The organism is Streptomyces sp. SM11 (assembly GCF_002910905.1).
GTDB lineage: Bacteria > Actinomycetota > Actinomycetes > Streptomycetales > Streptomycetaceae > Streptomyces.
The window spans coordinates 1-26,980 of the sequence record NZ_NEUE01000236.1; the positions used below are offsets into that span (position 1 = coordinate 1).

Genomic DNA, 26,980 nt, shown 5'->3' on the forward strand with positions numbered 1-26,980 from the left:
GCCGCGAGGGCGACCGGCTGCGCTTCGTCGGCGCGGCGACCCGGCGGATCGCCCGGGGCATAGACCTGGACGAGATCGTCCTCGGCCTGTGCCGGGCCAGCGTGCCGACGTTCTCCGACGCGATCCTGGTCTACCTGCGCGACCCGCTGCCGGTGGGCGACGAGCGCCCGGTGAGCCCGTTCGTGCTGCGGCTGCGGCGCAGCGACCGGCTGCGCGTCAGCGACGAGGAGGGCGGCGAGGCGGCGGCCGGTTCCGAGACCGAGCGGCTGCGTCCGCTGATCCTGGACCCGCAGGCCGATCTGATGCCCGCCGCCGAGCTGTGCGAGGTGCGGGCGGGCGGGGCGCTGGCCGAGGTGCTGCGTGGGGTGCGGCCGGTGTTCGGCGACTCCGCGGCGGCCCGGGCGGCCCTGCCGGAGCTGCTCGGCCCCGGCCGGTCCGTGCCCACCGGGCACCGGGCGATCCTCGCCCCGCTGCGCGGCCGGCGGCGGGTCATCGGGGCGGCGGTCTTCGTGCGCGGCATCGAGCGCACCCCGTTCGAGGCCAGCGACCTGCTGGTCGCGGCGCAGCTGGCGACGCACACCGCGCTCGGCATCGACAAGGCCGTGCTGTACGGGCGCGAGGCCTACATCGCCGACGAGCTGCAGCGCACGATGCTGCCCGACTCGCTCCCGCAGCCCACCGGCGTCCGGCTCGCCTCGCGCTACCTCCCGGCGGCCGAGACGGCCCGGGTCGGCGGCGACTGGTACGACGCGATCCCGCTGCCCGGCAGCCGGGTCGCGCTGGTCGTCGGCGACGTGATGGGGCACTCCATGACCTCGGCGGCGATCATGGGCCAGCTCCGGACGACGGCGCAGACCCTGGCGCAGCTCGACCTGCCGCCGCAGGAGGTGCTGCACCACCTGGACGAGCAGGCGCAGCGCCTGGGCAGCGACCGCATGGCGACCTGCCTGTACGCGGTGTACGACCCGGTCGCGCACCGGATCACCATCGCCAACGCCGGCCACCCGCCGCCCGTGCTGCTGCACCTGGGCGGTCGGGCCGAGGTGCTGCGGGTGCCGCCGGGCGCCCCGATCGGGGTGGGCGGCGTCGACTTCGAGGCCGTCGAGCTGGACGCCCCGGCCGGCGCCACGCTGCTCCTCTACACCGACGGCCTGGTGGAGTCGCGGCTGCGGGACGTATGGACGGGCATCGAGCAGCTGCGGGAGCGCCTCGCGGCGACCGCGCAGCTCACCGGCCCGGACCACGCGCCGCCGCTGGAGGCCCTGTGCGACGACGTGCTGGACATGCTCGGCCCGGGTGACCGGGACGACGACATCGCGCTGCTCGCCGCCCGCTTCGACGGGATCGCGCCGAGCGACGTGGCGTACTGGTACCTGGAACCGGAGGACGCGGCTCCGGGCCGGGCCCGCAGGCTGGCCCGGCGGGCGCTGAGCCGCTGGGGCCTGGACGAGCTGGCCGACGAGGTGGAGCTGCTGGTCAGCGAGGTCGTCACCAATGCCGTGCGCTATGCGGAGCGGCCGGTGACGCTGCGGCTGCTGCGGACCGACGTCCTGCGGTGCGAGGTCGGCGACGACTCCCCGCAGCTGCCCCGGCAGCGCCGGGCGCGGGACACGGACGAGGGCGGGCGCGGGTTGTTCCTGGTCAACCGGCTGGCCCGGCGGTGGGGTGCGACGCGCCTCTCGACGGGCAAGGTCGTCTGGTTCGAGATGGCACCCCGGGGGCAATAGGCGCCACGGGCCGGGGCAGCGGGGACGGTATGCGTGTGGGGCGGGCCCGGAGGCCCGCCCCACACGCATACCGTCAGTGCCTCACTGTCCGAGCAGTCCGTTGGCGCCGGGCCGCTCGCCCGGCTGGCCGTCGTCCTCGTCGGGCTGCGGCGGCAACTCCGGGCTCTTCGTGGGGGGCAGGGTGGTGGGCGGGCTGCTGCTGGTGGGCGGGGCCGGCGTGGTCGGGGTCTCGCTGGGCGTCTCGCTCGGTGTCTCGGAGGGCGTGTCCGACGGGGTCGGGTCCTCGGACGGGGTGGGGTCCTCGGAGGGCGTCCCGGAAGGCGTCGGCGGGGTGGGCACCTCGCCGCGCTCCACGTCCCGGAGGTCGAACGTCTTGCCGGAGCCGCCGCCGAGGGCGCCGAGGGTGTAGTCGGCCCAGATCCTGGCCGGGAAGCCGCTGCCACTGGCGCGGCCGGAGTTGGCCGTACCGGTCAGGGAGACCTGCTTGCGGCCGCCGTCGCCCTCGCCGAAGAGCGCCACGACCGTGGTCAGCTCCGGCGTGTACCCGGCGAACCAGGCCGACTTGTTGTCCTCGGAGGTGCCGGTCTTGCCCGCCGCGTCGTAGGCGGAGGTGTTGGCCGCGCCGCCGGACCCGGCGTCGACGACTCCGGTGAGCGCCTTGGTCACGGTGTCGGCCGAGGCGCGGCTGATGGCCTGCTCCCGCTTGGGCTTCTCGGGGGTCACCGTGCGGTCGCGGTGCTCGGCGGACTGGAGGATGTGCGGGGTGACCTTCCGGCCGTGGTTGTCGAGCGTGGCGTACGCGCCGGCCATGTCCCAGGTCGAGGCGTTCATGGTGCCGAGGGAGACGGCGGGACGCTCGGGGAAGTTCTTGTCCGGTACGCCGACGGCGAGCGCCGTCTTTTTGGTGGCCGCGGGTGTCACGTCCACGATCATCTGCGCGAAGACGGAGTTGATCGAACTGTTCATCGCCTTCTGGACGGAGACCGGCCCGTAGCTGCGGTCGTCCTCGTTCTGCGGGTTGAACGGGGTGTCGCTGCCGACGACCGGCCGCTTGCTCGTGCCGTCGTAGACGGTGTTGAGCCCGATCAGACTGCCGTCCTGGGTCTTCGACTCGTTCTCCAGGGCCGAGGCGAGCACCAGCGGCTTGAAGGTGGAGGCGGGCTGGTAGTCCTGGCGGGTGGCGTTGCTGATGTAGTGCTTGACGTAGTCCTCGCCGCCGTACATCGCGACGACCTTGCCGGTCGTCGGGTCGACGGAGGTGGCACCGGCCTGGACGGTGGCGTCGATCTTGTTGCCCTCGCGGTCGAGCTTGGACTCCAGCTGATCGTCCACCGACTTCTCCAGCGCCTTCTGGCGCTTCTTGTCGATGGTGAGCGTGAACGTCCAGCCGCCGGCGTCGCGGTCCGCGGCGGAGACGCCCTGCTTCTCCAGCTCCTTGTTGGCGGCCTCGACGAGATAGCCGGCCTGGCCCTCCATGCCCTCGGCGGGCTTGGGCTTGTCCGGGTAGGGGAACTCCTGCTGGGCGCGCTCGGACTCCGTGAGCCAGCCCATCTCGACCATGTTCTTCAGCGTGTAGGCCCAGCGGTCCTTGACCAGGCGCTTGCCGGTGTCGGTCGCGGTGGCCCAGTCGTACTGGCTGGGGGCCTGGAGGAGCGAGGCGAGGTAGGCGCCCTGGGTGACGTTCAGGTCCTTGGCGTCGATGCCGTAGTACGCCTGGGCGGCGGCCTGGATGCCGCTGGCGCCGCGCCCGTAGTAGGCGGTGTTGATGTACCCGGCGAGGATGAAGTCCTTGGACTCCTGCTGGTCGACCTTGAGCGAGATCACCAGCTCCTTGAGCTTGCGGCTCACGGTCGGGTCCTGCGTCAGGTAGAAGTTCTTCACGTACTGCTGGGTGATGGTCGAGCCACCCTGCTTGCCCTTGCCGCTGAGGGTGTTGAGCAGACCGCGCGTGGTGCCCTTGAGGTCGACGCCCTCGTCCTTGTAGAAGGTCTTGTTCTCGGCGGCGACGAAGGCGTGCTGCACCTTCTCCGGCACCTGGTCCAGGTCGACGATCTGGCGGTTGACGCCCTTGCCGGTCCGGGCGAGGACCGTGCCGTCGCTGTACTTGTAGACGTTGCTCTGCCGCTCCGCCATGGCGTTGGCGGCAGGGACGTCGACATACACATAGAGCGCGCCGAAGGCGCCCATGCCCAGCAGGACGATTCCGAAGAACGTGCCCAGCAGCTTCTTCCACGTGAAGAGTCTGCGTATGCCGCCGCTCTTCGGCGCCCGGCGCGACTCCCGCGCCTGGGCTCGTCGCGCATCCGCTCGACCCATTGGTGTGTTGCTCCCGCTTCTCTGCTCGACCGGCTCGCTCGGTTTCGTCAGTTCACTCAGACCTGCCAGCTAACACCGCCGACAGGGACAAAAGGCAAGCGATCCGGTCTTTTACGGACGTGACAATCAGCACCCACTCCCTAGGAACCGACTCCTCAGAGGTGGACAAGGTTGCGAGAACCGTTAATGTGTAATCACATTGATAGCGCGGCGCGAGGCCGCGCCGAACGGGGGATCCCATGACCGGACAGCACGACGACCACCGCCCGGAGACCGCGGCGGACGGCCTGACGATCGACGCGCCCGACATGCCGGCGCCCCAGGTCAGGGAGGTCGCCGCGCACTCCATACCGGGCGGCGTCGGCCTGCTCCTGACGGTGCTCGGGGTGTTCGCGGGGGTCGGCCTCGCCATCGTCGGCGGGGTGATCGGGGCGGGCGGTAACAATGCGGTCGGCGTCCCGCTCTTCATCTTCGGGGTGCTGCTCGTGATCACCTCGTTCTTCTGCATGAGCGGTGTGAAGATGGTCGCTCCGGGCGAGGCCCGGGTGATCCAGCTCTTCGGCCGGTACGTCGGCACCATCCGCTCCGACGGACTGCGCTGGATCAACCCGCTGACCTCCAGCCGCAAGATCTCCACCCGCGTCCGCAACCACGAGACCGCCGTCCTCAAGGTCAACGACGCCTACGGCAACCCGATCGAGCTGGCCGCGATCGTCGTCTGGAAGGTCGAGGACACCGCCCAGGCGCTCTTCGAGGTCGACGACTTCCTGGAGTTCGTCGCCACCCAGACCGAGGCGGCCGTAAGGCACATCGCCATCGAGTACCCGTACGACGCCCACGAGGAGGACGGGCTCTCACTGCGCGGCAACGCGGAGGAGATCACCGAGAAGCTCGCCGTCGAGCTGACCGCCCGGGTGAGGGCCGCGGGCGTCCTGATCATCGAGTCGCGCTTCAGCCACCTCGCGTACGCCCCCGAGATCGCCTCCGCGATGCTCCAGCGCCAGCAGGCCGGCGCGGTCGTCGCGGCCCGCCAGCAGATCGTCGAGGGTGCGGTGGGCATGGTCGAGATGGCCCTGACCCGGATCGCCGAGCAGGACATCGTGGAGCTGGACCCCGAGCGGAAGGCGGCCATGGTCGGCAATCTGATGGTCGTCCTGTGCGGCGACCGCGCGGCCCAGCCGGTCCTCAACACGGGCTCCCTCTACCAGTGACCGACCCGACGCCTCCCCGGCGGACACCGGCGCCCCGGTCGCGGCAGCGCAAGCAGATGCTGCTGCGGCTGGACCCCGCGGTGCACGACGCGCTCGCCCGCTGGGCCTCCGACGAACTGCGCAGCGCCAACGCGCAGATCGAGTTCCTGCTGCGGCGGGCACTCGCGGAGGCGGGCCGGCTGCCGGGGGCGGCGCGGCCGATCGCCCGCCGGGGGCGGCCCCCCAAACAGGCGCCCGAAGAGCCCGGATCCCCGCCCGGGTCCGACGCCCGGAACACCCCGTAGCACCGCGGCCCCGGCCCGCTCCACGGGCCGGGGCCGCTTTCCGGACGTGTATACACAGCGGGTATACACACCGTGTACAGTGCTCCTCATGTCTATCGGTCACACCCTCCTCGGACTCCTGGAGTCCGGCCCCCGACACGGTTACGACCTGAAGCGGACCTTCGACGAGAAGTTCGGCCAGGACCGCCCGCTGCACTACGGCCAGGTCTATTCGACGATGTCCCGGCTCCTGAAGAACGGACTCGTCGAGGTCGACGGCGTCGAGAGCGAAGGAGGGCCCGAGCGCAAGCGGTACGCCATCACCGACGCCGGGATCACCGATGTCTCGCAGTGGCTGGAGCAGCCCGAGAAGCCGGAGCCGTACCTCCAGTCGACGCTCTACACCAAGGTCGTCCTCGCGCTCCTGACCGGTCGCAGCGCGGCCGATCTGCTGGACTCCCAGCGCTCGGCGCATCTGCGGATGATGCGTATCCTGACCGACCGCAAACGCAAGGGCGACCTCGCCGACCAGTTGATCTGCGACCACGCCCTGTTCCACCTGGAAGCCGATCTGCGCTGGCTGGAACTGACCGCTGCCCGACTCGACCAGCTCGCCAAGGTGGTGGCTCCGTGATTCCCGAAGGCTCCCTGCTCGCCGCGCACGACCTGCGCAAGACCTATGGCTCGACGCCCGCCCTGGACGGCGCTTCGTTCTCCGTGCACCCCGGCGAGGTCGTCGCCGTGATGGGCCCGTCCGGCTCCGGCAAGTCGACCCTGCTGCACTGCCTGGCCGGGATCATCACGCCCGACTCCGGCACCATCACCTACGCGGGCCGCGAACTGTCCGCGATGTCCGACGCCGAGCGCAGTGCCCTGCGGCGCAGCGACTTCGGCTTCGTGTTCCAGTTCGGTCAGCTCGTCCCGGAGCTGACCTGCGTGGAGAACGTCGCCCTGCCCCTGCGGCTGAGCGGGGTCAGGCGCAAGGCCGCCGAGCGCACCGCCCTGGAGTGGATGGAGCGCCTGGAGGTCGACGACCTCGGGACCAAGCGCCCCGGCGAGGTCTCCGGCGGACAGGGCCAGCGGGTCGCCGTGGCCCGTGCGCTGGCGGCCTCGCCGAAGGTGATCTTCGCGGACGAGCCGACCGGCGCGCTGGACTCCCTCAACGGCGAGCGGGTGATGGAGCTGCTCACCCAGGCCGCCCGGTCCGCCAACGTCGCTGTCGTCCTGGTGACCCACGAGGCCCGGGTCGCCGCCTACTCCGACCGTGACGTCACCGTGCGCGACGGCCGGGCCCGCGACCTGGAGCACTCCGCATGACACTGCTCGACAAGGACCGGGCCCCGGTGGTGGAAGCGCCCCGTCCGGCGCCGCCCTCCTGGGGCGCGGTGACCCTCCGCGACCTGGGCCTCGGCATCCGGTTCGCCGCCGCCGGGGGCCGCGAGGGCTGGATCCGTACGCTGCTGACCGCCGTCGGCGTCGGCCTCGGCGTCGCCCTGCTGCTGCTCGCCTCCTCCGTACCGCATCTGCTCGACGAGCGGAACGCCCGCGAGCAGGCCCGCAGCGAGACGCGGATCTCCGGCTCGCCCGACGCGAACGCCACGAAGTCGGACAACTCGGTGCTGCGGATCAACACGACCACCGAGTACCACGACCGGACCGTCGCGGGGTATCTGATGCGCCCGGACGGCTCGACGCCCGCCCTCCCGCCGGGAGTCGACCGCTTCCCCGCGCCGGACACGATGGTCGTCTCCCCCGCCCTGCGGGAGCTGCTCGCCGAGCCGGGCAACGAACTGCTGCGGGAGCGGCTGCCGTACGGGATCACCGGCACGATCGGGGACGCCGGGCTGCGCTCCCCCGGTGAACTCCTCTACTACGCGGGCAGCAACACCCTGACGCCCGCCTCGGGCGGCCACCGGATCGCCGGGTACGGCGACGACCGCCAGGGCGATCCCCTCCCGCCGCTGCTGATCGTGCTCGTCATCATGGTCTGCGTCGTGCTGCTGGCCCCGGTCGCGATCTTCATCGCGACGGCCGTGCGCTTCGGCGGCGACCGGCGCGACCGCCGGCTCGCCGCGCTGCGGCTGGTCGGCGCGGACATCCGGACGACCCGGCGGATCGCCGCCGGGGAGGCGCTGTTCGGCGCGCTGCTCGGGCTGCTGCTCGGCCTGGCGTTCTTCCTGGTGGGCAGGGAGTTCGTCGGTGCGGTGGAGATCTGGGACGTCAGCGCGTTCCCGGCCGACCTGGTGCCCGACCCCCGGCTGGCGATGCTGATCGGGGTGGCCGTGCCGCTGACCGCCGTCCTCGTCACCCTGGTGGCGATGCGGTCCGTGGTGATAGAGCCGCTCGGCGTCGTGCGCCGGGGTCGTGAGCGGGGACGCCGCCTGTGGTGGCGGCTGCCGGTACCGCTGGCGGGCCTCGTGGTGCTCGGACTCTGGGGCCGGGTCGAGGAGTACGCGCCGGTGAACCCGTTCCCGATCACCACCGGTGCCGTGCTGGTGCTGTTCGGGCTCGCCCTGCTGCTGCCCTGGCTGGTCGAGGCGTGCGTGAAACGGCTGCGCGGCGGCCCGGTGCCCTGGCAGCTCGCCACCCGCAGGCTCCAGTTGAGCAGCGGGGCCGCGTCCCGCGCGGTCACCGGGGTCACCGTGGCGGTGGCGGGCGCGATCGCGCTGCAGATGATGTTCGCCGCGATGAACGCCGACTTCAACCGGATGGCCGGCCAGGACCCCACGCGGGCCCAGTTCGCCGGGTATTCCAAGGACGTCACCGGCGAGGCGGCCACCTCGGCCATCGAGCAGTTCCGCGCCACCAAGGGCGTGGAGGTGGTCATCGGATCGGTGGAGGCCTACGCGTCCAAGCCCGGCGCCTACGCCGACGAAGAGGTGCAGCCCACCACCTCGCTGACCGTCGGCACCTGCGCGACCCTGCGCGAGCTGGCCCGGATCGGCGCCTGCGAGGACGGCGACACGTTCGTCGTCCACCCGCAGGACGACAAGGACATGACCGCCTGGGTCGACGAGACCGCCCGCAAGGGCGAGGTGGTCGAGGTCGGCTCCGGGAAGAAGCCGATGCGGTGGACGCTGCCCGCCGATTCCCGGACCGTGACGGGCCGCATCGACCCTATGGGCGACCCCCACTACGGGATCATGGCCACCACCGGCGCGGTCGACGCGGGCAAGCTGCCCGGCGCGACGATCGCCGTCCAGATCCGGGTCGACCGGAGCCTGCCGGACGTCGCCGAGTACGTGCGCAACACGGCGGCGAGGGTCGACCCCGGTATGCGCTTCGTCACGCTCGACTCGGTGGAGCGCGACCGCCAGTACGCCAGCATCCAGACCGGGCTCCAGGTGGGGGCCTCCGCGGTGCTGCTGCTGATCGCCGCCTCGATGCTGGTCTCCCAGCTGGAGCAGTTGCGTGAGCGCAGGCGGCTGCTGTCGGTACTGGTCGCCTTCGGCACCCGGCGCTCCACGCTCAGCTGGTCGGTGCTGTGGCAGACCGCCGTGCCGGTGGTGCTCGGCCTGGCGGTGGCGGTCGCGGGCGGCCTGGGGCTGGGCGCGACGCTCACCTGGCTGATCGGGAAGCAGGTCGACGACTGGTGGCTGTTCTGGCCGATGGCGGGGGTCGGGGGCGGGCTGATCGTGCTGGTGACCCTGCTGTCGCTGCCGCCGCTGTGGCGCATGATGCGCCCGGACGGACTGCGCACCGAGTGACACCCGCCTGGTCCGCGTACGGCCGGGGCTCCTGGGAACAGGGGCCCCGGCCGTCGTCACGTTCTCAGGCGCCTTCCGCCACCGGCCGCACCGGCAGCGGCCGCATCGCCTCGCGCAGGGCGGCGGCGAGCTCCTCGAACTCGCCGCCCCGCGCCGACCCGGACCGCATCGCCAGCGCCACCCGCCGAGCGGGGGCCGGGTCCGCGAAGTACCCGGTGGCCAGCGCGTCGTTGCGGCCGGTCTCCACCGTCACCGCGGTCCGGGGCAGCAGCGTCACCCCGAGCCCGCCGGCCACCAGCTGGACCAGGGTGGAGAGCCCGGCGGCGGTCGTGGTCACCGGAGCGCCCTCGGTGCGGCCCGCCTCGCGGCAGATGTCCAGGGCCTGGTCGCGCAGGCAGTGCCCCTCGTCCAGGAGCAGCAGCGGCAGTTCGCGCAGCGCGTCGCGGGGGATGTCCGAGCGGCCGCCGAGCCAGTGGTCCTGCTCCATGACCAGCACGAAGTCCTCGTCGAAGAGCGGGATCTCGGTGACGCCCGGCACCCCGAGCGGCACGGCGAGCAGGAGCAGGTCCAGCCGCCCCGCGGCGAGGCCCTCCAGCAGCGAGGAGGTCTGCTCCTCGTGGACCTGGAGGTCGAGGTCCACGTACCGCTCATGGACCAGCCGGAGCACGGTGGGCAGCAGATACGGGGCGACCGTCGGAATGACGCCGAGCCGGAGGACTCCGGTGAACGGGGCCCGGACCGCCTCGGCCTCCTCCATCAGCGCGGCGACGGCCTCCAGCACCGCCCCGGCCCGCACCGCGAGCCGCTCCCCCGCGGGCGAGAGCAGCACCTTTCGCGTCGTACGCTCGATGAGCTGGACACCCAGTGCCTCCTCCAGGGTGGACACCGCTCCGGAGAGGGCCGGCTGACTCATCCCGATTGCTGCCGCCGCGTCCCGGAAGTGCAGATACTCCGCCACCGCTGTGAAGGCACGCAGCTGCGACAGGCTCGGCTGTTTGGTGTGCTGCTTGGGGCGTATGCCCTGATTCCCCTGACCCACTGATAGGCACCTCCGATCATCCGGACCGAGTGTAGCTATTTCTGTGATCAATGCACTCTGTGCCAAGGTGGAGTTCGTCCAACCCTCAGGAAATCCCCCAAAAAGGGAATTCCAGACGTTGCAAGGAGTGCGCGTGCTCACTGTCGGTGACAAGTTCCCCGAGTTCGACCTGACCGCTTGCGTTTCGCTGGAGAGCGGCAAGGAGTTCGAGCAGATCAACCACAAGACCTACGAGGGCAAGTGGAAGATCGTCTTCGCGTGGCCGAAGGACTTCACCTTCGTGTGCCCCACCGAGATCGCCGCCTTCGGCAAGCTCAACGAGGAGTTCGCCGACCGCGACGCCCAGGTCCTCGGCTTCTCCGGTGACTCCGAGTTCGTGCACCACGCCTGGCGCAAGGACCACCCGGACCTGACCGACCTGCCCTTCCCGATGCTGGCCGACTCGAAGCACGAGCTCATGCGCGACCTCGGCATCGAGGGCGAGGACGGCTTCGCCCAGCGCGCCGTCTTCATCGTCGACCAGAACAACGAGATCCAGTTCACGATGGTGACCGCCGGTTCCGTGGGCCGTAACCCCAAGGAGGTCCTGCGGGTCCTCGACGCCCTGCAGACCGACGAGCTGTGCCCGTGCAACTGGACCAAGGGCGAGAACACCCTCGACCCGGTCGCGCTCCTCTCGGGCGAGTGAGCTGACACCCACATGGCTCTCGACGAACTGAAGTCCGCCGTACCGGACTTCGCCAAGGATCTGAAGCTGAACCTCGGCTCGGTCATCGGCAACAGCGACCTCCCGCAGCAGCAGCTGTGGGGCACCGTGCTGGCCTGCGCGATCGCCTCGCGATCGCCGAAGGTGCTGCGCGAGCTGGAGCCCGAGGCGAAGGCCAACCTCTCCGCCGAGGCGTACACCGCGGCGAAGTCGGCGGCCGCCATCATGGCGATGAACAACGTCTTCTACCGGACCCGGCACCTGCTGTCGGACCCGGAGTACGGCACGCTCCGCGCGGGCCTGCGGATGAACGTCATCGGCAACCCGGGTGTGGAGAAGGTCGACTTCGAGCTGTGGTCGCTCGCCGTCTCCGCGATCAACGGCTGCGGCCAGTGCCTGGACTCCCACGAGCAGGTGCTGCGCAAGGCCGGCGTGGACCGTGAGACCATCCAGGAAGCCGTCAAGGTCGCTTCGGTGATCCAGGCGGTCGGTGTGACCCTCGACGCCGAGGCCGTACTCGCCGAGCAGTGACACCGCACCACCCCTGATACGAGAAGGGCCCCGAGGACGACCGACCGTCCCCGGGGCCCTTCTTCTCGTTCCGCTCCGCTACTCCTGCGGCGGCCGGCTCTCCTGCGCGCGTTCGCCCGGGGCGTCCTGCGGGTCCGGTGGCGCGAGCGCCGCCGCGGCGTGCGCCGTGGTCATCGACATGGCGGTGGCCCCGTGGTGCCCGCCGCTCCCGCCCGGTGACCCCGGTTCCCCGTACGAGCGCAGATAGCCGACCACCGTGTTGATCACGGCGACCAGCGGTACGGCGACCACCGCGCCTCCGATACCCGCGACCAGACCGCCGGTCGCGACCGAGAGGACCACCGCGAGCGGATGGACCCGGACCGCGCGGCCGAGGATGAACGGCTGCAGGATGTGGCCCTCGATCTGCTGCACCGCCAGGACCACCACCAGCGCCCACAGCGCGGTCCACACTCCCTCGGTGACCAGGGCGACGACCACCGCGAGCGCCCCGGAGACCACGGCGCCGACGAGCGGGATGAAGGCGAACAGGAAGATGAAGACGGCCAGCGGCACCGCGAGCGGCACATTGAGGACGTAGAGGCCGAAACCGATGAAGATGGCGTCGATCAGGGCGACGAGCACCGTGCCACGCACGTACGCGGTCAGGGTGCGCCAGGCGCGCGGTCCGGCGCCGGCGACCCCGGGGCGGGCCGCGGCGGGCACCAGCTTGAGCGACCACTCCCAGATCCGCTTGCCGTCGTAGAGCAGGAACAGCGTGGAGAACATCGCCAGCAGCAGCCCGGTGAGGAACTCCACCATCACGGTGACGCCCTGGAGTCCCGCGGAGGTGATCTCCTCGGTATTGGTGCCGATGGTGTCGTTGAGGTTCTTGGCGATGTCGTTGATCTGCGACTCGGTGACGTGGAAGGGGCTGTCGAGCAGCCAGCGCTTCAACTCGTCGATGCCGTCGCGGACCCGGTCGGAGAGCGTGTCGAGGTTCTCCATCACCTGCCACACCACGAACCAGCCGACCAGGCCGATGATGACGAACCCGAGCACGGCGGTGACGGCGGTGGCGAGACCGTGCGGCAGCCCGAACCGCTTGAGCCGGACGACGGTCGGCTGGAGCATCGCGGTGACGAGCAGCGCGGCGACGAAGGCCAGCACCACGAGCTGGACCGCGCTGATCACCCGCATCAGCACCCAGAGCGTCCCCGCGAGGACGAGGAGCCGCCAGCCGGCCTCGGCGGCGACCCGCATCCCCCACGGGAGCGCCGCCACCGGATCCGGCCTGGCGGCGACCGAGGGGGCGTACGCGGGTGGCGCGGGCACCTGCCCGGGGTCGTCGGCCTCGGGGACGGCGGGGGTCCCTCGCGCCGCGAGGGGTTCGTCGTCTTCGGCGGCGGCGGCGCGCGCCCGCCGCTCGTCCAGTCGCGCGCCCAGCTCCGTCAGTTCGGACCCGAAGCGGCCCAGCCAGCCCGGCAGTTTCGACATGCTCTCTTTTCCTTCCCCCATCTTCGCCGCCCAGCGCGCTGCGGCCCGTCCAGGCGCTTCGCAACGCCCCCCGGGACCGCCAGGATGCGACCGTACACGCGCGAGGCCCCCCACCGTCTGGACGGTGAGGGGCCTCGCGAGGTTGAGAGCGCAGTCCGTGGACTTCGCCCGCTTCCTCTAATACCAGTTGTTGGCCTGCCAGAAGGACCAGGCGCCGCACGGACCGCCGTAGCGGTTCTCCATGTAGCTGAGGCCCCACTTGATCTGGGTGGCCGGGTTGGTCTGCCAGTCGGCGCCGGCGGAGGACATCTTGTGGCCCGGGAGGGCCTGCATGAGTCCGTACGCCCCGGAGGTCTTGTTGACCGCGCGGTAGTTCCAGGTCGACTCGTGGTTCACGATGTTGCTGAAGCACTGGAACTGGTCCGCGGGGACCATCTGACGGGCCATCGCCTTGACGTCGGCCACGCTGTAGGAGCCCTGCGCGGAGAACGAGGAGGCGTCGCGGGTGGAAGAACGGCTGGCGCGCTCGGCGGCTTCCTTCTTCGCCTTCTCGGCCCGCTCCGCCGCCTTGCGTTCGGCCTCGACCCGGTCCTCGGCCGCCTGCTTCTTGGACTTGGCGTCCTTGGCGGCCTGGATGCGGGCCGATTCCTCGGCCGACTTCTTCGCAGCGGCGTCGGCGGCGGATGCCTGGGCATCGGCCTGCTGCGTCAGCGAAGCGGTCTGGACCTGGGCCTGCTGGCCCGCGGGGATGTCTGCGAGCAGCGTGGTGTCGGCTGCGGCCGCCTCGAAGTTGTTGTCGTCGGCGGCAGGTGCGCCGCCCGCAGCAACGCCTACGACGGCGCCTACGGTGGTGACCGCGGTGGCAGATGCCACGGCGAACCCCCGGACCGAGATCCGGCTCACATGATGTCCTTCCAGCATCGCCCGCGTAGGTGACCTCGCGGGCGCAATCGCGCCCCTGGCACTGGCCTCCCTACTGCGTGGGTCACGGGAGGCACGGGCCCGTCGGGCAACCCCGGTGAGGAGGCTGCCGCGTGGTGCTCGCGGGCGGCATACGGGCGTCTCGTGTTGAGTTGTGTGGTGCGTGGCGCCTCTGGAGGTGCCCAAGTGCCGTATGCGGGGCCTGACGGAAGCAAGACTCTGCCGGACGGGGACGCCGGGAGGCAATTCTGTGCCGCGTGGGAAAGGTCACACCTCGTTTGGGCCACAGGTTTTCCGGAAATGACGGCGCAGCACAATGCCGCCCGGCTAAGCTCCTTGGCTCGCCGGGCGGCATCAAAGGGATATGTACGTCAGATGTGGCCTTCCTCCAGCATTTCGGTCACCAGTGCGGCGATCTGTGAACGCTCGGAGCGCGTGAGCGTGACGTGGGCGAACAGCGGATGGCCCTTCAGTTTCTCGACGACGGCGACGACTCCGTCGTACCGGCCGACCCGGAGGTTGTCCCGCTGGGCCACGTCGTGGGTGAGCACGACACGAGAATTCGCCCCGATCCGGGACAACACGGTCAGCAGGACGTTCCGTTCGAGCGACTGCGCCTCGTCGACGATCACGAACGCGTCGTGCAGCGAGCGGCCCCGGATGTGGGTGAGCGGCAGGACCTCCAGCATCCCGCGCCCGAGCACCTCCTCGATGACCTCGCGCCCGGCGACCGCCGAGAGCGTGTCGAAGACCGCCTGCGCCCAGGGGCTCATCTTCTCGGCCTCGCTGCCGGGGAGATAGCCGAGCTCCTGCCCGCCCACCGCGTACAGCGGACGGAAGACCATCACCTTCTTGTGCTGCCGGCGCTCCAGCACCGCCTCCAGGCCCGCGCAGAGGGCCAGCGCCGACTTGCCGGTGCCCGCACGTCCGCCCAACGACACGATGCCGACGTCGGCGTCGAGGAGGAGGTCGAGGGCGATCCGCTGCTCGGCGCTGCGCCCGTGGATACCGAAGGCCTCCCGGTCGCCCCGCACGAGCCGCACATTGCCCTCGGCCGTCACCCGGCCGAGGGCCTTGCCGCGCTCGGACTGGAGGACCAGTCCGGTGTGCACGGGCAGTTCGGCGGCCTCGGGGACGTACAGCGTCTCCTCGCCGAACAGCAGGTCGATCTGTTCCCCGGCGAGGGACAGTTCGCTCATGCCGGTCCAGCCGGAGTCGGTGATGGCGAGTTCCGCGCGGTACTCCTCGGCGAGGAGGCCGACGGAGGACGCCTTGATGCGGAGCGGCAGGTCCTTGGAGACGACCGTGACGTCGTACCCCTCGGCCTGGAGGTTGCGTGCGACCGCGAGAATCCGTGAGTCGTTGTCCCCCAACCGGTAGCCGGCGGGCAGGACGCCGGGATCGGAGTGGTTGAGTTCGACACGGAGCGTCCCGCCCAGATCCCCGAGGGGGATCGGGGCGTCCAGCCGGCCGTACCGGACCCGGAAGTCGTCCAGCAGGCGCAGTGCCTGCCGGGCGAAGTACCCGAGCTCGGGATGGTGCCGTTTGGCCTCCAGTTCCGTGACCACCACGATCGGCAGCACGACTTCGTGCTCGTCGAAGCGGGCCATGGCTCCTGGGTCGGCCAGCAGGACGCTGGTGTCGAGAACGTAGGTGCGCCTGTCGGGCATGCGGCGCTTAGTGCTGGTCACCACGGAAGGACGTACCCCCTCGGACGAGGTCGGGGAGTGCGACGAACGGTCGCGGAGCTTCCCGAAGGGAGAGGACGGACCGGGATCGGGCCCCACTGCGCGGGCCGGACCACGGCCTCCGCGTCGGCCGCACGCTGCGTACGGTCCTTCGTGTGCAAAGGGCCTCCCGGGCGAGCGGGCTGGGTGCCGCTCACTTGGATGCGACATCCGCCTGGTTGATGACCGGACGTCGACCTGACAGGGGTATTCCCTTTATCGCGCGAAGCCATGCCGCCGCATATGACACGGTGTGGAGAAGTCCCGGTGGACGCGCGGTGACCCCCGTACATACGCCATGGCTCCCCTATATAGGAGAGCCATGGGGGACACACGGGGCGGGAGGGGTGTTCAGGACACCTCAGGCGCCGTAGCGGCGGTGGCGGGCGGCGTAGTCACGCAGCGCCCGGAGGAAGTCGACCTTGCGGAAGGCCGGCCAGAAGACCTCGCAGAAGTAGTACTCCGAGTGGGCGCTCTGCCAGAGCATGAAGCCCGAGAGCCGCTGCTCGCCGCTCGTCCGGATCACCAGGTCGGGGTCGGGCTGACCCCGGGTGTAGAGGTGCTCGGAGATCAGGTCGGTGGACACGACCTCGGCGAGCTCCTCGAAGCTCGTGCCCTTCTCCGAGTGCTCCAGCAGCAGGGAGCGCACCGCGTCGGCGATCTCCTGGCGGCCGCCGTAGCCGACCGCGACATTGACGATTATTCCTCCCCCAGGCCCTGCGGCCTGGGAGGTGCCCCCTATGCCGGCCGTCGACTCCTCAGCCTCCTTGAGCACCGTCTGCGTCTCGGCCGGGAGCAGGTCGAGCGTGCCGACGTGGTGGACGCGCCAGCGCCCGTCCGAGGCGAGGTTGCGTACGGTGTTCTCGATGATGCCGAGCAGCGGCTTCAGTTCGTGCTCGGGCCGGTCGAAGTTGTCCGTGGACAGCATCCAGAGGGTGACGACCTCGACATCGGTCTCACTGCACCAGCCGAGCAGCTCGGAGATCTTGTCCGCACCGGCCTGGTGGCCCTGCACGGCCGATCCGCCGGACGCCTTGGCCCACCGCCGGTTGCCGTCGAGGATGACCCCGATGTGCTTCGGCACCTGGTCGTGGTCCAGGCGGCCCCCCACCCGGCGCGCGTAGAGCCTGTACACCAGGTCGCGGAAGTTCACTGCGTTCACCCTCTCGGTTCCGTACGGGCCCGGGCCCGTCCTCCCCGTCGCCGGGGGTCCGGGGGCCGTCCCCCGCAGGGGATCACCGCACGGCCCGCGCCGCCCGCACGATCCCTCGACGGTCCGCGCCTCTACCACCGGCACGGGCCACGCGGGCCATCGCCGCGCCGCATCGGCATTCCCCGAAGCCGCCACATTACTGCGACCGGGTCACGGGGGCCCAACCCGGTCTGTCACAACTCCGTGATAAGGAATGAAACGTGACTGATTACCTCTCCCCCGACCTTTACTACCGCGCCGCCGGTTCGCGCTACGACTCCATGGAGTACCGCAGGACCGGGCGCAGTGGCCTCAAGCTGCCCGCCCTCTCGCTGGGCCTGTGGCACAACTTCGGCGACGACCGGGCGCTGGACTCCCAGCGGGCGATCCTGCGCCGCGCCTTCGATCTCGGGGTGACCCACTTCGACCTGGCCAACAACTACGGCCCGCCGCCCGGCTCGGCCGAGCTGAACTTCGGCAAGCTCTTCGCCCAGGACTTCGCCCCGTACCGTGACGAACTGGTCATTTCCACCAAGGCCGGTTATCTGATGCACCCCGGCCCGTACGGCGAGTGGGGCTCGCGGAAGTACCTGCTGTCCTCCCTCGACGCCTCCCTGAAGCGGATGGGTCTCGATCACGTCGACGTCTTCTACTCGCACCGCTTCGACCCGCACACTCCGCTGGAGGAGACGATGGGCGCCCTGGCGTCCGCCGTCCAGCAGGGCAAGGCGCTGTACGTGGGTGTCTCCTCGTACAACGCGGAGCAGACCGCCGAGGCGGCCGGGCTGCTCAAGGAGATGGGTGTGCCGGCGCTGATCCACCAGCCGTCCTACTCCATGATCAACCGCTGGATCGAGGACGACGGGCTGCTGGACACCCTGGAGGCGGCCGGGATGGGCTGCATCTCCTTCGTGCCGCTCGCCCAGGGCCTGCTCACCAACAAGTATCTGAAGGGCATCCCGGAGGGCTCGCGCGCCACCCAGGGCAAGTCCCTCGACCCGGGCCTGCTCTCCGACGAGGTGGTCCGCCGGCTCAACGGGCTCAACGACATCGCGCGGGGCCGTGGCCAGTCGCTCGCACAGCTCGCCATCGCGTGGGTGCTGCGCGACAGCCGGATGACGTCGGCGCTGATCGGCGCGTCGAGCGTGAGGCAGCTGGAGGAGAACGTGGCGGCCCTCGCGGGTCCGGCGCTGACCGCCGAGGAGCTGAAGGAGATCGACGCCTTCGCCGTGGACACGGCGGGCACGAACATCTGGGCCGGTCGCAGCTGACGTCGGCTCAACGGGCCTTCCGTACAAGGAAGAACAGAGGCGGCGGGGGCCCGGAGGGCGGCGCCCGCCCCGGCCCACAGAAAACGGGCCGGTCCGTGGGGGGGGATACGGACCGGCCCGAGGGGGGGGTTCCACCATAACCCTTCGTAAGTACTTCCGCGTGCCACGCCGCTCCACAACTACTCTCCGGATTCACCGGACTGCATACCGGGCAGGGCGGACGCCCGTCGGACTCCCGATATCGGCCCCGGTATCGAGGGGTCGCGGTACGGCGTTGCCTTGACGCCGCCGAGGGGGGAGACAGAGGACGGAACCTGATTTCTAAGGACCCTAGGTTCGAGCCATGACGAAACGATCCCCTGCGACAGCGACAGCGACCGTGACCTGGGCCGGGGCGAACGCCCGACGGCTGGCCCGTCAGCAACTCCACCCGGACACCGTCGGCACCGCGTCGCCCTTCACCGCCCCCGGCGGAGCGGTGGCCGCGATGCTCGGCGCGCACGCCCAGGTGCTGTCGGCGGCCGAGCTGTCCGTGGGGCTGCGCGCGGAGGGACTGACCCGCACGGACGTCCGTACGGCCCTGTGGACCGACCGGACCCTGGTCAAGACGTTCGGGCCACGCGGCACGGTCCACCTGCTGCCCGCGGCGGACCTGCCCCGGTGGACCGGGGCCCTGTCCGCCGTACCCGCGGGCAGCACCCCCTTCTCCAAGGACGCCGGGATGACCCCGGACCAGGTGGAGGAGGTCGTCGCGGCCGTCGCGGCGGCGCTGACCGGGACGGAGCTCACGATCGACGAGCTCTCCGAGGAGGTCGTCGCGCGGACCGGACCGTGGGCCGGGGACCTGGTGATGCCCGGGTTCCAGGCGATGTGGCCGCGCTGGCGACAGGTCCTGCACCTGGCGGGCCACCGGGGCGCCCTCGCCTACGCCCCGAACCGGGGCCGGAGGGCGACGTACACCAACCCCGGGTGCACCCCGCTGCCCGGCCCCGGGGCACTGGCGGCCCTGATCGAGCGGTACCTGTACGCGTACGGGCCGGCCACCCCCGCGCACTTCGCCCGGTGGCTCGCCGCGCCGAGGCCCTGGGCGGCCGGGCAGTTCGCCGCGCTGGCCGCCTCGGGGGCGATCGAGGAGGTGACGTTCGCGGACGAGGGGACGGCATGGGTGGTCGCGGGCGACACGGACTTCCCGGACACGCCGGTGCGGGGCGTGCGCCTGCTCCCGTACTTCGACGCGTTCACCATCGCCTCCCAGCCCCGCGAGAAGCTGTTCCCGGGGGCGGCTTACGAGCGGGCCCTCGCGGGCGGGCAGGCGGGGAACTTCCCGGTGCTGCTGGTGGACGGCACGGTGGCCGGCGTCTGGCACCAGCACCGCTCGGGCCGCCGGATCGCGGTCACGGTGGAGCCGTTGAAACCCCTGCCCGCGGCCGGACTGCGGGCCCTGGAGGAGCAGGTGGAACGGGTCGCCGCGGTCATGGAGGGGACGGCGGAACTGACGGTCGGCCCGGTGACGGTGGGACCGCACGCGTAGGACGGGCGTACGCAGGTCGGGGGCCGGGGGTCGGGCGTACGCGGGTCGGGGGCCGGGCGTATGGGTCGGGGGTCGGGCGTACGCGGGTCAGCGGCGGGGGTCGAAGCGGACCGCCATCGTGTCCCCGGCGACCACCACGAAGTCCCCTTCCTCGCACCGGATGACGGCCTGGAGCACCTCCCCGCCGGCGTCCCTGAGCTCCTGGGTGCCCACCACCGTCCACGCTCCCCCGTACGGCACCGGCGGCAGGAGGGCGGGCGGGGCGTGCTGCCACCGGCTCGCCGGTACGCACCAGTCGGGCAGCCCCGGCCAGGGGCCCGGGGTGACGCGCAGCGTCCGGTCAAAGGCGCAGGTCAGCAGGACGGACTGGTCGTCCGCGAGGACGAACTCGACAGCCTCCGGTTCACCCGCCCGGCCCTCGGGCCGGTAGTAGACCCCGAGGACTGCGGTGATCCTGGCCCCCGCGAGCCAGTCGGCGTTGCCGTGCCGCGTGCGCCCGGCAGTCCCCGTACGGTCTTCCCTCTCCACGGCCATGACGGCTCCCACTCCTTCGCTGTGCGTGCCTCCCGACGAGTAGGACGGCCGCCCGCACGATCCCGTTGCCTCCGAGGCAATGCTGAACTGGCGTACGGCGTATGCGGGTTGACCGGCCAGACGGGGTCGGCCACCGTCACCGGGGCTTTCGCGCCTCGATGAGGAAGCGGGCGGTGCGGGCGAGGAACGGCCCTTCCGCCTCGATCCGCCGGTGCAGCGCGGCCAGTTGGGGACGGTACTGCTCGACGTTGAATCCGGGCACCATCCAGATCACCTTGCGCAGGAAGTAGACCACCGCGCCGATGTCGCGGAACTCGGTGCGCAGAGTCTCGGAGCGCAGGTCCACCACGTCGAGACCGGCCGCCGTCGCGGCGGCCCGCGCGTCCTCGGGGTGCCGGCCGCGGCGGACCTCGGGCGGCTGGGGACCGAGGAAGTACTCGACGATCTCGAAGACGCTGGCGGGGCCGACCTGCTGGGAGAAGTACGTGCCGCCGGGGGTCAGGACACGCGCGATCTCCTCCCACCACGTGGTGACCGGATGGCGGCTGACCACGAGGTCGAAGGCGGCGTCCCCGAAGGGCAGCGGCGGTTCGTCCTCGTCAGCCACGACGACCGCCCCGAGCGGGTGCAGCAGGGCGGTGGCGCGGGCGATGTTCGGTGGCCAGGCCTCCGTGGCCACGGTGACCGGCGGGAGCTTCGGCGCGGCGGCCAGCACCTCGCCGCCCCCGGTCTGGAGGTCGAGCGCGGCGTGGGCCCGGCCGAGCCGGTCGGCCATCGCGCGGGCGTACCCCCAGGAGGGGCGCTCCTCGGTGGCCCGGCCCTCCAGCCAGGAGAAGTCCCATCCGTCCACGGAGACGGCGTCGGCCTCGGCGACGAGGGCCTCGAACCGGTCGCGGGAGGCCGCGGAGTCGAAGGCGTCGGAAGGGAGGGGCGAGGGGGCGGGAGCGGATGGTTCGGACATACGGGAATCGTGTCAGGCGGGCCCGGGACACGCGAATGGATTCCGGTGGATTCCGGGCGGGTGCGGGAGGGCGGGTGCGCGAGGGCGGGTTCGCGGGCCGCCCCTCCTCACACGGCCAGGGCCCCCAGCAGCAGGCCGGCCAGCGCCCCGGCGATCATGAACGGGCCGAACGGAATGCCGGTCCTGCGTCCCGCCCGGCGCAGCAGCACCAGGGAGAATCCGTACGCCGCCCCGAACAGGAACCCGGCGAACCCGCCCAGGAACAGCACGGTCCAGCCGTACCAGCCGAGGACCACCCCCAGGGCGAGGGCGAGTTTCACATCGCCGAAGCCCATGCCGTTCGGGTTGATCAGGAAGAGCAGGAAGTAGAAGCCGCCGAGGGCCAGGCCGCCGAGCAGCCCGGAAGTCCAGGATCCGGCGTGCCCGGGAAGCAGCGCGGCACAGCCGAGCAGCACGACGGCCGCGGCCGCCAGGGGCAGGGTCAGCGGGTCGGGCAGCCGGTGGACCCGCCGGTCGACGGCGGCGAGGAGCACGGCGACGGGGGCCAGCGCCAGCCACCCGATGAGTTCGGGCCTGGCCCCGGTGGCGGCGGCGAGCGCGACACAGGCGACCACGGTGGCCAGGGGGGCGAGGACTCCGGGGGCGTAGCCGGTCGGGCCGGGGCCGGGAGTTCCGGCGGCGGTGCCGGCCCCGGGTGCGGCGGGCGTTCGTGGGGCGGCGCAGGGCGCGCACCGGGCCGGGCCGAGCCAGCCGCGGACCGGGCCGGTGAGCGGGTGGCCCGCGGGGCACGCCGTACGCCAGGGCTCCTCCGGCTCGACGGCGAACCGGTAGGCGGCACGCGGGATCAGCAGTCCGGTGACGGCACCCCAGACCGCGGCGACGGCGAGCAGCGCGGCGTCCACGGGACGACCCTAATGGGCCGCGGGAACAGGGGTCCTGGGCCCGGGGCCCAGGAACGACCGTTCGGAGGCCAGTCGTCGGCGTTCGGGAACCACCGGAGTCCGGCCGGGGCTACGGTCGGTGCCCATGAGGACATGGCGCGATGGCGACGGGACGCTCACGGTCGGCACGGACTCCGGGGCCCGGGAGGTGCCACTGCGGATAGCGGCCTCGTACCGGGCCCGTACCCGGGGGCTGCTCGGGCAGGACGGGATCGATGGGGCGCTGCTGCTCACGCCGGCCGGGAGCGTGCACACCTTCCGGATGCGGTTCGCCATCGATGTGGCCTACCTGGACCGGAAGCTCACCGTGCTGGCGGTCCGCACGATGAAGCCCGGCCGCCTCGGCCTGCCGCGGCTGCGGGCCCGGCACGTGGTGGAGGCGGAGGCCGGGGCGATGAAGCGGTGGGGGGTGCGGCCGGGCGTACGGGTGGAGCTGCGGACGACGGCTCCCGCCTCCGGGATGCCCGAGGCCTCCGGGACCTCCGGGACCTCCGGGACGTCCGAGGCTTAGGAATCGCGCCCGCGACGGAACGTGGCGCGACGCGGCTACGGCGGGCCCGTGCCCAGCAGGGTCCAGGCCCCGTAACCGGCGGACGCACAGGCGAGGACGGCGAGGACGGCGGCCGTGCGTCCCGTGGTGCGCAGCCGCAGCAGGGCGACGGCGGCCGGGAGCAGCAGCGGGAACGCGGGCATCATCAGGCGCGGCCGGGAGCCGAAGTATCCGGCGCCGATCAGCGAGATGACGACGATCGTGATGGCGTAGACGAGGACCGGGAGCGGCTGCCGCTTCCGTACGCAGAGCACCACCAGCCACCCGAGCAGCCCGAGGGCCGCGCACAGGCCCAGGGCGGCGGGCCACGGGAGTCCGGCGATGAAGGCGGCGAGCGCGCGTCCGCCGTCGATGTTGTTGCCCCACTGCGCCTGGACGTCGAAGTAGGCGAACGGGCTCCCTTCGCGTACGGCCACGAACACCACGTACGCCAGCCAGCCCAGCGGTGCGAAGGCCACTCCCGCGATCATCCGGGCGTTGCGGCGGAGAGCCGGGCCGATGCCGGCGCCGGCGCGGTACTCCCGTACGAGGGTGACGGCGGCGGTGACCGCCAGGGCCGCGATGAGCGCCGCCGCCGTGGGCCGGGTGAGCCCCGCCAGGACGCACAGCGCGCCCGCGACGATCCAGCGGCCGGTGAGTACGGCGTACAGCGCCCAGGCGGCCAGGGCGGTGAACAGGGTCTCCGTGTACGCCATCGACTGGACGAACGCCGTCGGGTAGACGCCCCAGAGCGCGGCCAGCACCACGCCCGTACGCCGTCCGCGAAGATGGGAGCCGACGGCGAAGATGCCCCAGGCGGCAAGCAGCCCGGCCGTCCAGGCGACCAGGAGTCCGGCGCCGCCGAGGGTGAGCGGGGTCACGGCGGAGATGGCGCGTTCCAGGGCCGGGAGCAGGGGGAAGAACGCCAGATCGGAGTGGACGGAGCCGTCCGGGAGGGTGACGGTGTAGCGGTAGCCGTTCTCGGCGATGCGCTGGTACCAGACGGAGTCCCAGCGTCCGCTGAGCGGCCCCAAGGGGTCCTTCCCGGCGGCCGACGCGGCTGCCCAGAAGACAAGGAGCCCCAGGGCCCGCACGGCTGCGTAGACCGTGAGCGCGGGCGCGGCGGCCCGGAACGCGGCGGCGGCACGGGGCCCGGGAGCGCGGGGGCCCGGGGCCGGACGGGCGGCCGTCCGGGTGCGGAGCTGGTGATCGGACATATGGCCGATTATGACGTCGGCAGCGGGCTTCCCCCGCCACGGTCGGCCCGGGGCATCCCGACCGGGCGGCCCGGCTCAAACGCCGAGAACCTCGTTCCCGAAGGCCTTCCACGGGGACATCTCCACCGCGTCCATGACCGCCAGCTGCGGGTGCCGGGCCGCCGTCTCGTCCCGTACGGCGACGGTGTCCGGCCAGGCGTCGAGGTGCGCGGCGCCCTCGATGACGACGCCGTCCCAGTCGGTGGCGGCCGTCGCGCCACTCCGGTCGACGACGAAGCCGATACACAGCACGGAGGCCCGTCCCACCGTCCGCCGGATGGCGCTCACCGCGCGCTCCCGCTCCGGCCCGGGCAGCTCCCCGACGGAGAACTCGACGGCGACTGCACCGGCCCGGGCATGCCTGATGCGCACCAGGAGGTCGAGGCCTTCATCGGTCCACAACCGGAATCCGACCTCGCGCAGCCGCTGGAGGCCGGCGATGGACAGCAACTGTTCGCGGGTGACGGGCGAACGGGCCCCGAGGGAAGCGGAGTCGAGGCTCACGAGCACCACACGGCCGGTCACCGGGTGCGCTGGGCGGAGCCCTTCGGCCTCCAGGTCGCCCAGCAGCGTCCGTGCGTCCAGCCGGGTCCAGCCCAGGTGGTACGAGTAGAAGAATCCGGCACCCATCGACGCCCACCCCCATCGCTCTGCATCCCACCGGCGTCGTGGTCGGCGACCCCCGGCACCTACGAGAGTACTGAGCGGCGGCCCGGACTGCGTGGGTCCACGGGCCCACGGGCCCACGGGCGGCCCCAAGCGGAACGGCCGCCGCACTCCGGCTGCGTAACACGGCTTTCACCTGCCGCACTTGGGCCCGGTTCTGGGGCCCGGGGGCCCGGGCGGGGGCAGCTTTTCGGCCGTACGCTCCCAACCGTCGGGCAGCACGCGCGGGGCCGAGGAGAGGTGCACCGTGAGCGGTGACGGGGGCTGAGGCTGGGGCTGAGGCTGGGGCTGGGGCTGGGGAGACTGGAGCGCGGGGCACAAACCGCCGGGGCGCCACGGCACCGCGGGGTCCGGCGCCCCACGCCAGGGCCAACAGGGCGGCCGGTTCTTCGCACTGACCCGCAACTGGGTGACGGGCGCGCTCGCCTGTCTCGCCGCCGGATTCGTCACGAGCCGGGTGCTGGTGGAACTACTGGGCACCGAGGTGCGGGGTCGATCACAGTGAAGTAGGGCATAGAAGGCCGGACTTGCGGCGTTGCACACTCCACTGCCCTTCCGCCGCCGTCCTCCAGGAGACCCCGCCATGGCAGAGCTGAAGATCGACGCCGTCGTGTTCGACGTGCTCGGCACGCTCGTCGACGAACCCGCCGGACTCCGCGCCGGCATCCGCGCCCTCGCCCCGTCCCTGGACGGCCCCGGAATCGAACGGCTTCTGCTGCTGTGGCAGCGGCACATCGAGCGCGAGCAGCGCCGTGTCCTCGACGGCGACCGGCCCTACCTCCCCAGCGACGCACTCGACCGGGAGGCCGCGGGGGTCGTCGCGGCGGCTGCGGGGGGCATCGTGGCGGGCGCGGGTCTCGTCCCGGAGGCCGCGGGGGTCATGGATCCGGCGGCGGTGGAGGAGCCGGCGGCGGTGGAGGAGCCGGCCGCGGTGGAGGAGCTGGCCAGGTCGGCCCGCCGCCTCCCGCCGTGGCCCGACACCGTGGCCGGACTCGCCCGGCTCGCCGGACACTTCCCGCTGATCGGCCTCTCCAACGCGAGCCGGACAGCGCTGCTGGAACTCAACGCCCACGCCGGCCTGCGCTGGCACCAGGCCCTGTCCGCCGAGGACACCCGCGCCTACAAGCCGGACCCGGCGGTCTACCGGCTGGCCGTCACCGTCGCCGGGCGGCCACCGGAGCGCCTGCTGATGGTCGCCGCCCACGCCTGGGACCTGCGCGGTGCGCAGACGCTGGGCCTGCGCACCGCCTATGTGGCCCGCCCGGTCGGCGACCCGCCCACGGCCTCGGACCGGTTCGACCTGTACGCGGAGGACCTGGCGGATCTGGCGGGGCAACTGGGCGTGTCCTAGCGATGGTGACCGGTACCCGGAGTGTCAGCCCGCCTCGCCGCCCTGGTGGAGGGCTTCCAGCACGGCCAGTTCGTCGTCGGACAGCCGCAGGGCTCCGGCGGAGACGTTGGCGGCCAGGTGGTCCGGATTTCCGGTGCCGGGGATGGCGAGCACGTGGGGCCCGCGGTGCAGTGTCCAGGCCAGCCGGACCTGGGCCGTACTCACTCCGTGCGCGCGGGCGACGGTGAGCAGCGCGTAACCGTCGGCGTCCGGGGAAGCGCCCGCATCGCACCCGGCGCCCGCGATGGAGTAGAAGGGCACGAAGGCGATCCCCTGCTCACCGCAGGTCCGCAGGAACGCGTCCTGGTCCGGCGACCCGAGCCCGTACTTGTTCTGCACGCACACCACCGGCGCGATGGCGCGGGCTTCGGCGAGCTGCGCGGGGCCGACGTTGGAGACGCCGAGGTGACGGATCAGCCCGGCCTCGCGCAGTTCGGCCAGCGCTCCGAAACGCTCGGCGATCGAATCGGTGCCCACGATGCGCAGGTTCACCACGTCGAGGTGCTCGCGGCCGAGCTGCCGGAGGTTCTCCTCGACCTGCCCGCGCAACTGCCCCGGCGTGGCGTGGGTCTGCCACTGGCCCGAGGGGTCGCGTCCCGGCCCGACCTTGGTGGTGATGACCAGGTCGTCGGGGTAGGGGGCGAGCGCGCTGTTGATCAGCTCGTTGGCGGAGCGGAGCCGGGAGAAGTAGAAGGCGGCGGTGTCGAGGTGGTTCACGCCGAGCTCGCGGGCCCGGCGCAGCACCCGTATCGCACGGTCCCGGTCGCCCGGCACCGCGTCGACGTCGAACGCTTCGCCCTGCTGCGGCAACCGCATCGTCCCGAACCCGATCCGGTTGACCACGAGGTCGCCGAGGGTCCAGGTGCCGGACACTGCCGCAGTGATCGTCTCTGATGTCATGCCGGGATGATCTCCGGGCGGCGGTGGCCCCGGCAATGATTCAGTTACGCCTGATTCATCGCCGGGACCAGGGTTCACGGGACCGAGTCCGCGTACGCGTACGTGGACGCGTACATGGACGTGGACGTGGACGTGGACGTGGACGTGGGTGAGGCTGCCCGGCCATCCCCAACTGGCCTGCCCGG

24 protein-coding genes are annotated in these 26,980 nt (G+C 71.9%); 12 read left to right on the plus strand and 12 right to left on the minus strand.

Annotated elements, in window-relative coordinates; translation table 11 throughout:
- Window positions 1–1,727, plus strand: a 1,727-nt coding sequence (locus tag B9S58_RS24570) for an ATP-binding SpoIIE family protein phosphatase (protein WP_103534238.1), incomplete at its 5' end; no start/stop codon positions are given.
- 81 nt (window positions 1,728–1,808) lie between these two features.
- Here B9S58_RS24570 and B9S58_RS24575 read toward each other — a convergent pair.
- Complete coding sequence (locus B9S58_RS24575) at window positions 1,809–4,043, minus strand: transglycosylase domain-containing protein (protein ID WP_103534239.1); 2,235 nt, start codon at window positions 4,041–4,043, stop codon at window positions 1,809–1,811.
- 239 nt (window positions 4,044–4,282) lie between these two features.
- Between B9S58_RS24575 and B9S58_RS24580 the strand changes: the two genes are divergently transcribed.
- The 5 genes from B9S58_RS24580 to B9S58_RS24600 all read left to right on the plus strand — a co-directional run bounded on the left by B9S58_RS24580 (window position 4,283) and on the right by B9S58_RS24600 (window position 9,224).
- Entirely contained in the window at window positions 4,283–5,254 is a 972-nt protein-coding gene (locus B9S58_RS24580; protein ID WP_103534240.1) for an SPFH domain-containing protein, read from the plus strand.
- Window positions 5,251–5,538: a hypothetical protein gene (locus B9S58_RS24585; RefSeq protein ID WP_103534241.1), complete on the plus strand. Its 288-nt coding sequence runs from the start codon at window positions 5,251–5,253 to the stop codon at window positions 5,536–5,538. Before B9S58_RS24580 ends, B9S58_RS24585 begins: the two co-directional genes overlap by 4 nt.
- A gap of 88 nt (window positions 5,539–5,626) precedes the next feature.
- Window positions 5,627–6,151 (plus strand): PadR family transcriptional regulator, encoded by a 525-nt coding sequence (locus B9S58_RS24590; protein WP_103534263.1) that lies wholly within the window; start codon window positions 5,627–5,629, stop codon window positions 6,149–6,151.
- Window positions 6,148–6,834, plus strand: coding sequence for an ABC transporter ATP-binding protein (locus B9S58_RS24595; RefSeq protein ID WP_103534242.1), 687 nt, complete (start codon window positions 6,148–6,150; stop codon window positions 6,832–6,834). Before B9S58_RS24590 ends, B9S58_RS24595 begins: the two co-directional genes overlap by 4 nt.
- Window positions 6,831–9,224 (plus strand): ABC transporter permease, encoded by a 2,394-nt coding sequence (locus B9S58_RS24600; protein WP_103534243.1) that lies wholly within the window; start codon window positions 6,831–6,833, stop codon window positions 9,222–9,224. Before B9S58_RS24595 ends, B9S58_RS24600 begins: the two co-directional genes overlap by 4 nt.
- Before the next feature lie 64 nt (window positions 9,225–9,288).
- On the opposite strand, the gene B9S58_RS24605 is transcribed toward B9S58_RS24600, so the two are convergent.
- Window positions 9,289–10,263 (minus strand): hydrogen peroxide-inducible genes activator, encoded by a 975-nt coding sequence (locus B9S58_RS24605; protein WP_103534244.1) that lies wholly within the window; start codon window positions 10,261–10,263, stop codon window positions 9,289–9,291.
- A 133-nt stretch (window positions 10,264–10,396) separates the two neighbouring features.
- On the opposite strand from B9S58_RS24605, the gene B9S58_RS24610 reads away from it, so the two are divergent.
- Entirely contained in the window at window positions 10,397–10,951 is a 555-nt protein-coding gene (locus tag B9S58_RS24610) for a peroxiredoxin (RefSeq protein ID WP_007452441.1), read from the plus strand.
- Between the two features lie 12 nt (window positions 10,952–10,963).
- Window positions 10,964–11,500 carry an alkyl hydroperoxide reductase gene (locus B9S58_RS24615; protein WP_103534245.1) on the plus strand — a complete coding sequence of 179 codons (537 nt, stop codon included), beginning with the start codon at window positions 10,964–10,966 and terminating at the stop codon, window positions 11,498–11,500.
- A gap of 78 nt (window positions 11,501–11,578) precedes the next feature.
- Here B9S58_RS24615 and B9S58_RS24620 read toward each other — a convergent pair whose 3' ends face one another.
- From B9S58_RS24620 to B9S58_RS24635, 4 genes are all read right to left on the minus strand, one after another.
- Entirely contained in the window at window positions 11,579–12,976 is a 1,398-nt protein-coding gene (locus B9S58_RS24620; protein WP_103534246.1) for an AI-2E family transporter, read from the minus strand.
- 177 nt (window positions 12,977–13,153) lie between these two features.
- Window positions 13,154–13,879: a transglycosylase SLT domain-containing protein gene (locus B9S58_RS24625; RefSeq protein ID WP_103534247.1), complete on the minus strand. Its 726-nt coding sequence runs from the start codon at window positions 13,877–13,879 to the stop codon at window positions 13,154–13,156.
- A gap of 389 nt (window positions 13,880–14,268) precedes the next feature.
- The gene (locus B9S58_RS24630; RefSeq protein ID WP_103534264.1) at window positions 14,269–15,591 is read right to left on the minus strand and encodes a PhoH family protein; all 1,323 of its coding nucleotides are present in this window, start codon (window positions 15,589–15,591) and stop codon (window positions 14,269–14,271) included.
- Between the two features lie 394 nt (window positions 15,592–15,985).
- On the minus strand, window positions 15,986–16,777 hold the full coding sequence (locus B9S58_RS24635) for an isoprenyl transferase (RefSeq protein ID WP_103534265.1): 792 nt from the start codon (window positions 16,775–16,777) through the stop codon (window positions 15,986–15,988).
- Between the two features lie 260 nt (window positions 16,778–17,037).
- On the opposite strand from B9S58_RS24635, the gene mgrA reads away from it, so the two are divergent.
- Together mgrA and B9S58_RS24645 are read left to right on the plus strand one after the other, a co-directional pair.
- The gene (mgrA, locus tag B9S58_RS24640; RefSeq protein ID WP_103534248.1) at window positions 17,038–18,087 is read left to right on the plus strand and encodes an L-glyceraldehyde 3-phosphate reductase; all 1,050 of its coding nucleotides are present in this window, start codon (window positions 17,038–17,040) and stop codon (window positions 18,085–18,087) included.
- A 343-nt stretch (window positions 18,088–18,430) separates the two neighbouring features.
- Window positions 18,431–19,618 (plus strand): winged helix DNA-binding domain-containing protein, encoded by a 1,188-nt coding sequence (locus B9S58_RS24645; protein ID WP_103534249.1) that lies wholly within the window; start codon window positions 18,431–18,433, stop codon window positions 19,616–19,618.
- Between the two features lie 87 nt (window positions 19,619–19,705).
- Here B9S58_RS24645 and B9S58_RS24650 read toward each other — a convergent pair whose 3' ends face one another.
- The 3 genes from B9S58_RS24650 to B9S58_RS24660 form a co-directional block, all read right to left on the minus strand.
- Complete coding sequence (locus B9S58_RS24650) at window positions 19,706–20,152, minus strand: hypothetical protein (protein ID WP_103534250.1); 447 nt, start codon at window positions 20,150–20,152, stop codon at window positions 19,706–19,708.
- A 136-nt stretch (window positions 20,153–20,288) separates the two neighbouring features.
- Complete coding sequence (locus tag B9S58_RS24655; protein WP_103534251.1) at window positions 20,289–21,113, minus strand: class I SAM-dependent methyltransferase; 825 nt, start codon at window positions 21,111–21,113, stop codon at window positions 20,289–20,291.
- Window positions 21,114–21,220: 107 nt separating this feature from the next.
- Entirely contained in the window at window positions 21,221–22,015 is a 795-nt protein-coding gene (locus B9S58_RS24660; protein WP_103534252.1) for an A24 family peptidase, read from the minus strand.
- A gap of 124 nt (window positions 22,016–22,139) precedes the next feature.
- Between B9S58_RS24660 and B9S58_RS24665 the strand changes: the two genes are divergently transcribed.
- On the plus strand, window positions 22,140–22,565 hold the full coding sequence (locus tag B9S58_RS24665) for a DUF192 domain-containing protein (protein ID WP_103534253.1): 426 nt from the start codon (window positions 22,140–22,142) through the stop codon (window positions 22,563–22,565).
- A 35-nt stretch (window positions 22,566–22,600) separates the two neighbouring features.
- On the opposite strand, the gene B9S58_RS24670 is transcribed toward B9S58_RS24665, so the two are convergent.
- Window positions 22,601–23,800, minus strand: coding sequence for a hypothetical protein (locus B9S58_RS24670; RefSeq protein WP_103534254.1), 1,200 nt, complete (start codon window positions 23,798–23,800; stop codon window positions 22,601–22,603).
- A 75-nt stretch (window positions 23,801–23,875) separates the two neighbouring features.
- Complete coding sequence (locus B9S58_RS24675) at window positions 23,876–24,469, minus strand: hypothetical protein (RefSeq protein ID WP_103534255.1); 594 nt, start codon at window positions 24,467–24,469, stop codon at window positions 23,876–23,878.
- A gap of 619 nt (window positions 24,470–25,088) precedes the next feature.
- On the opposite strand from B9S58_RS24675, the gene B9S58_RS24680 reads away from it, so the two are divergent.
- Complete coding sequence (locus B9S58_RS24680; protein WP_103534256.1) at window positions 25,089–25,856, plus strand: haloacid dehalogenase type II; 768 nt, start codon at window positions 25,089–25,091, stop codon at window positions 25,854–25,856.
- A 24-nt stretch (window positions 25,857–25,880) separates the two neighbouring features.
- Here B9S58_RS24680 and B9S58_RS24685 read toward each other — a convergent pair whose 3' ends face one another.
- A complete protein-coding gene (locus B9S58_RS24685) occupies window positions 25,881–26,795 on the minus strand; it encodes an aldo/keto reductase (RefSeq protein ID WP_103534257.1) in 915 nt (304 codons plus the stop codon).
- Between the last annotated feature and the right edge of the window lie 185 nt (window positions 26,796–26,980).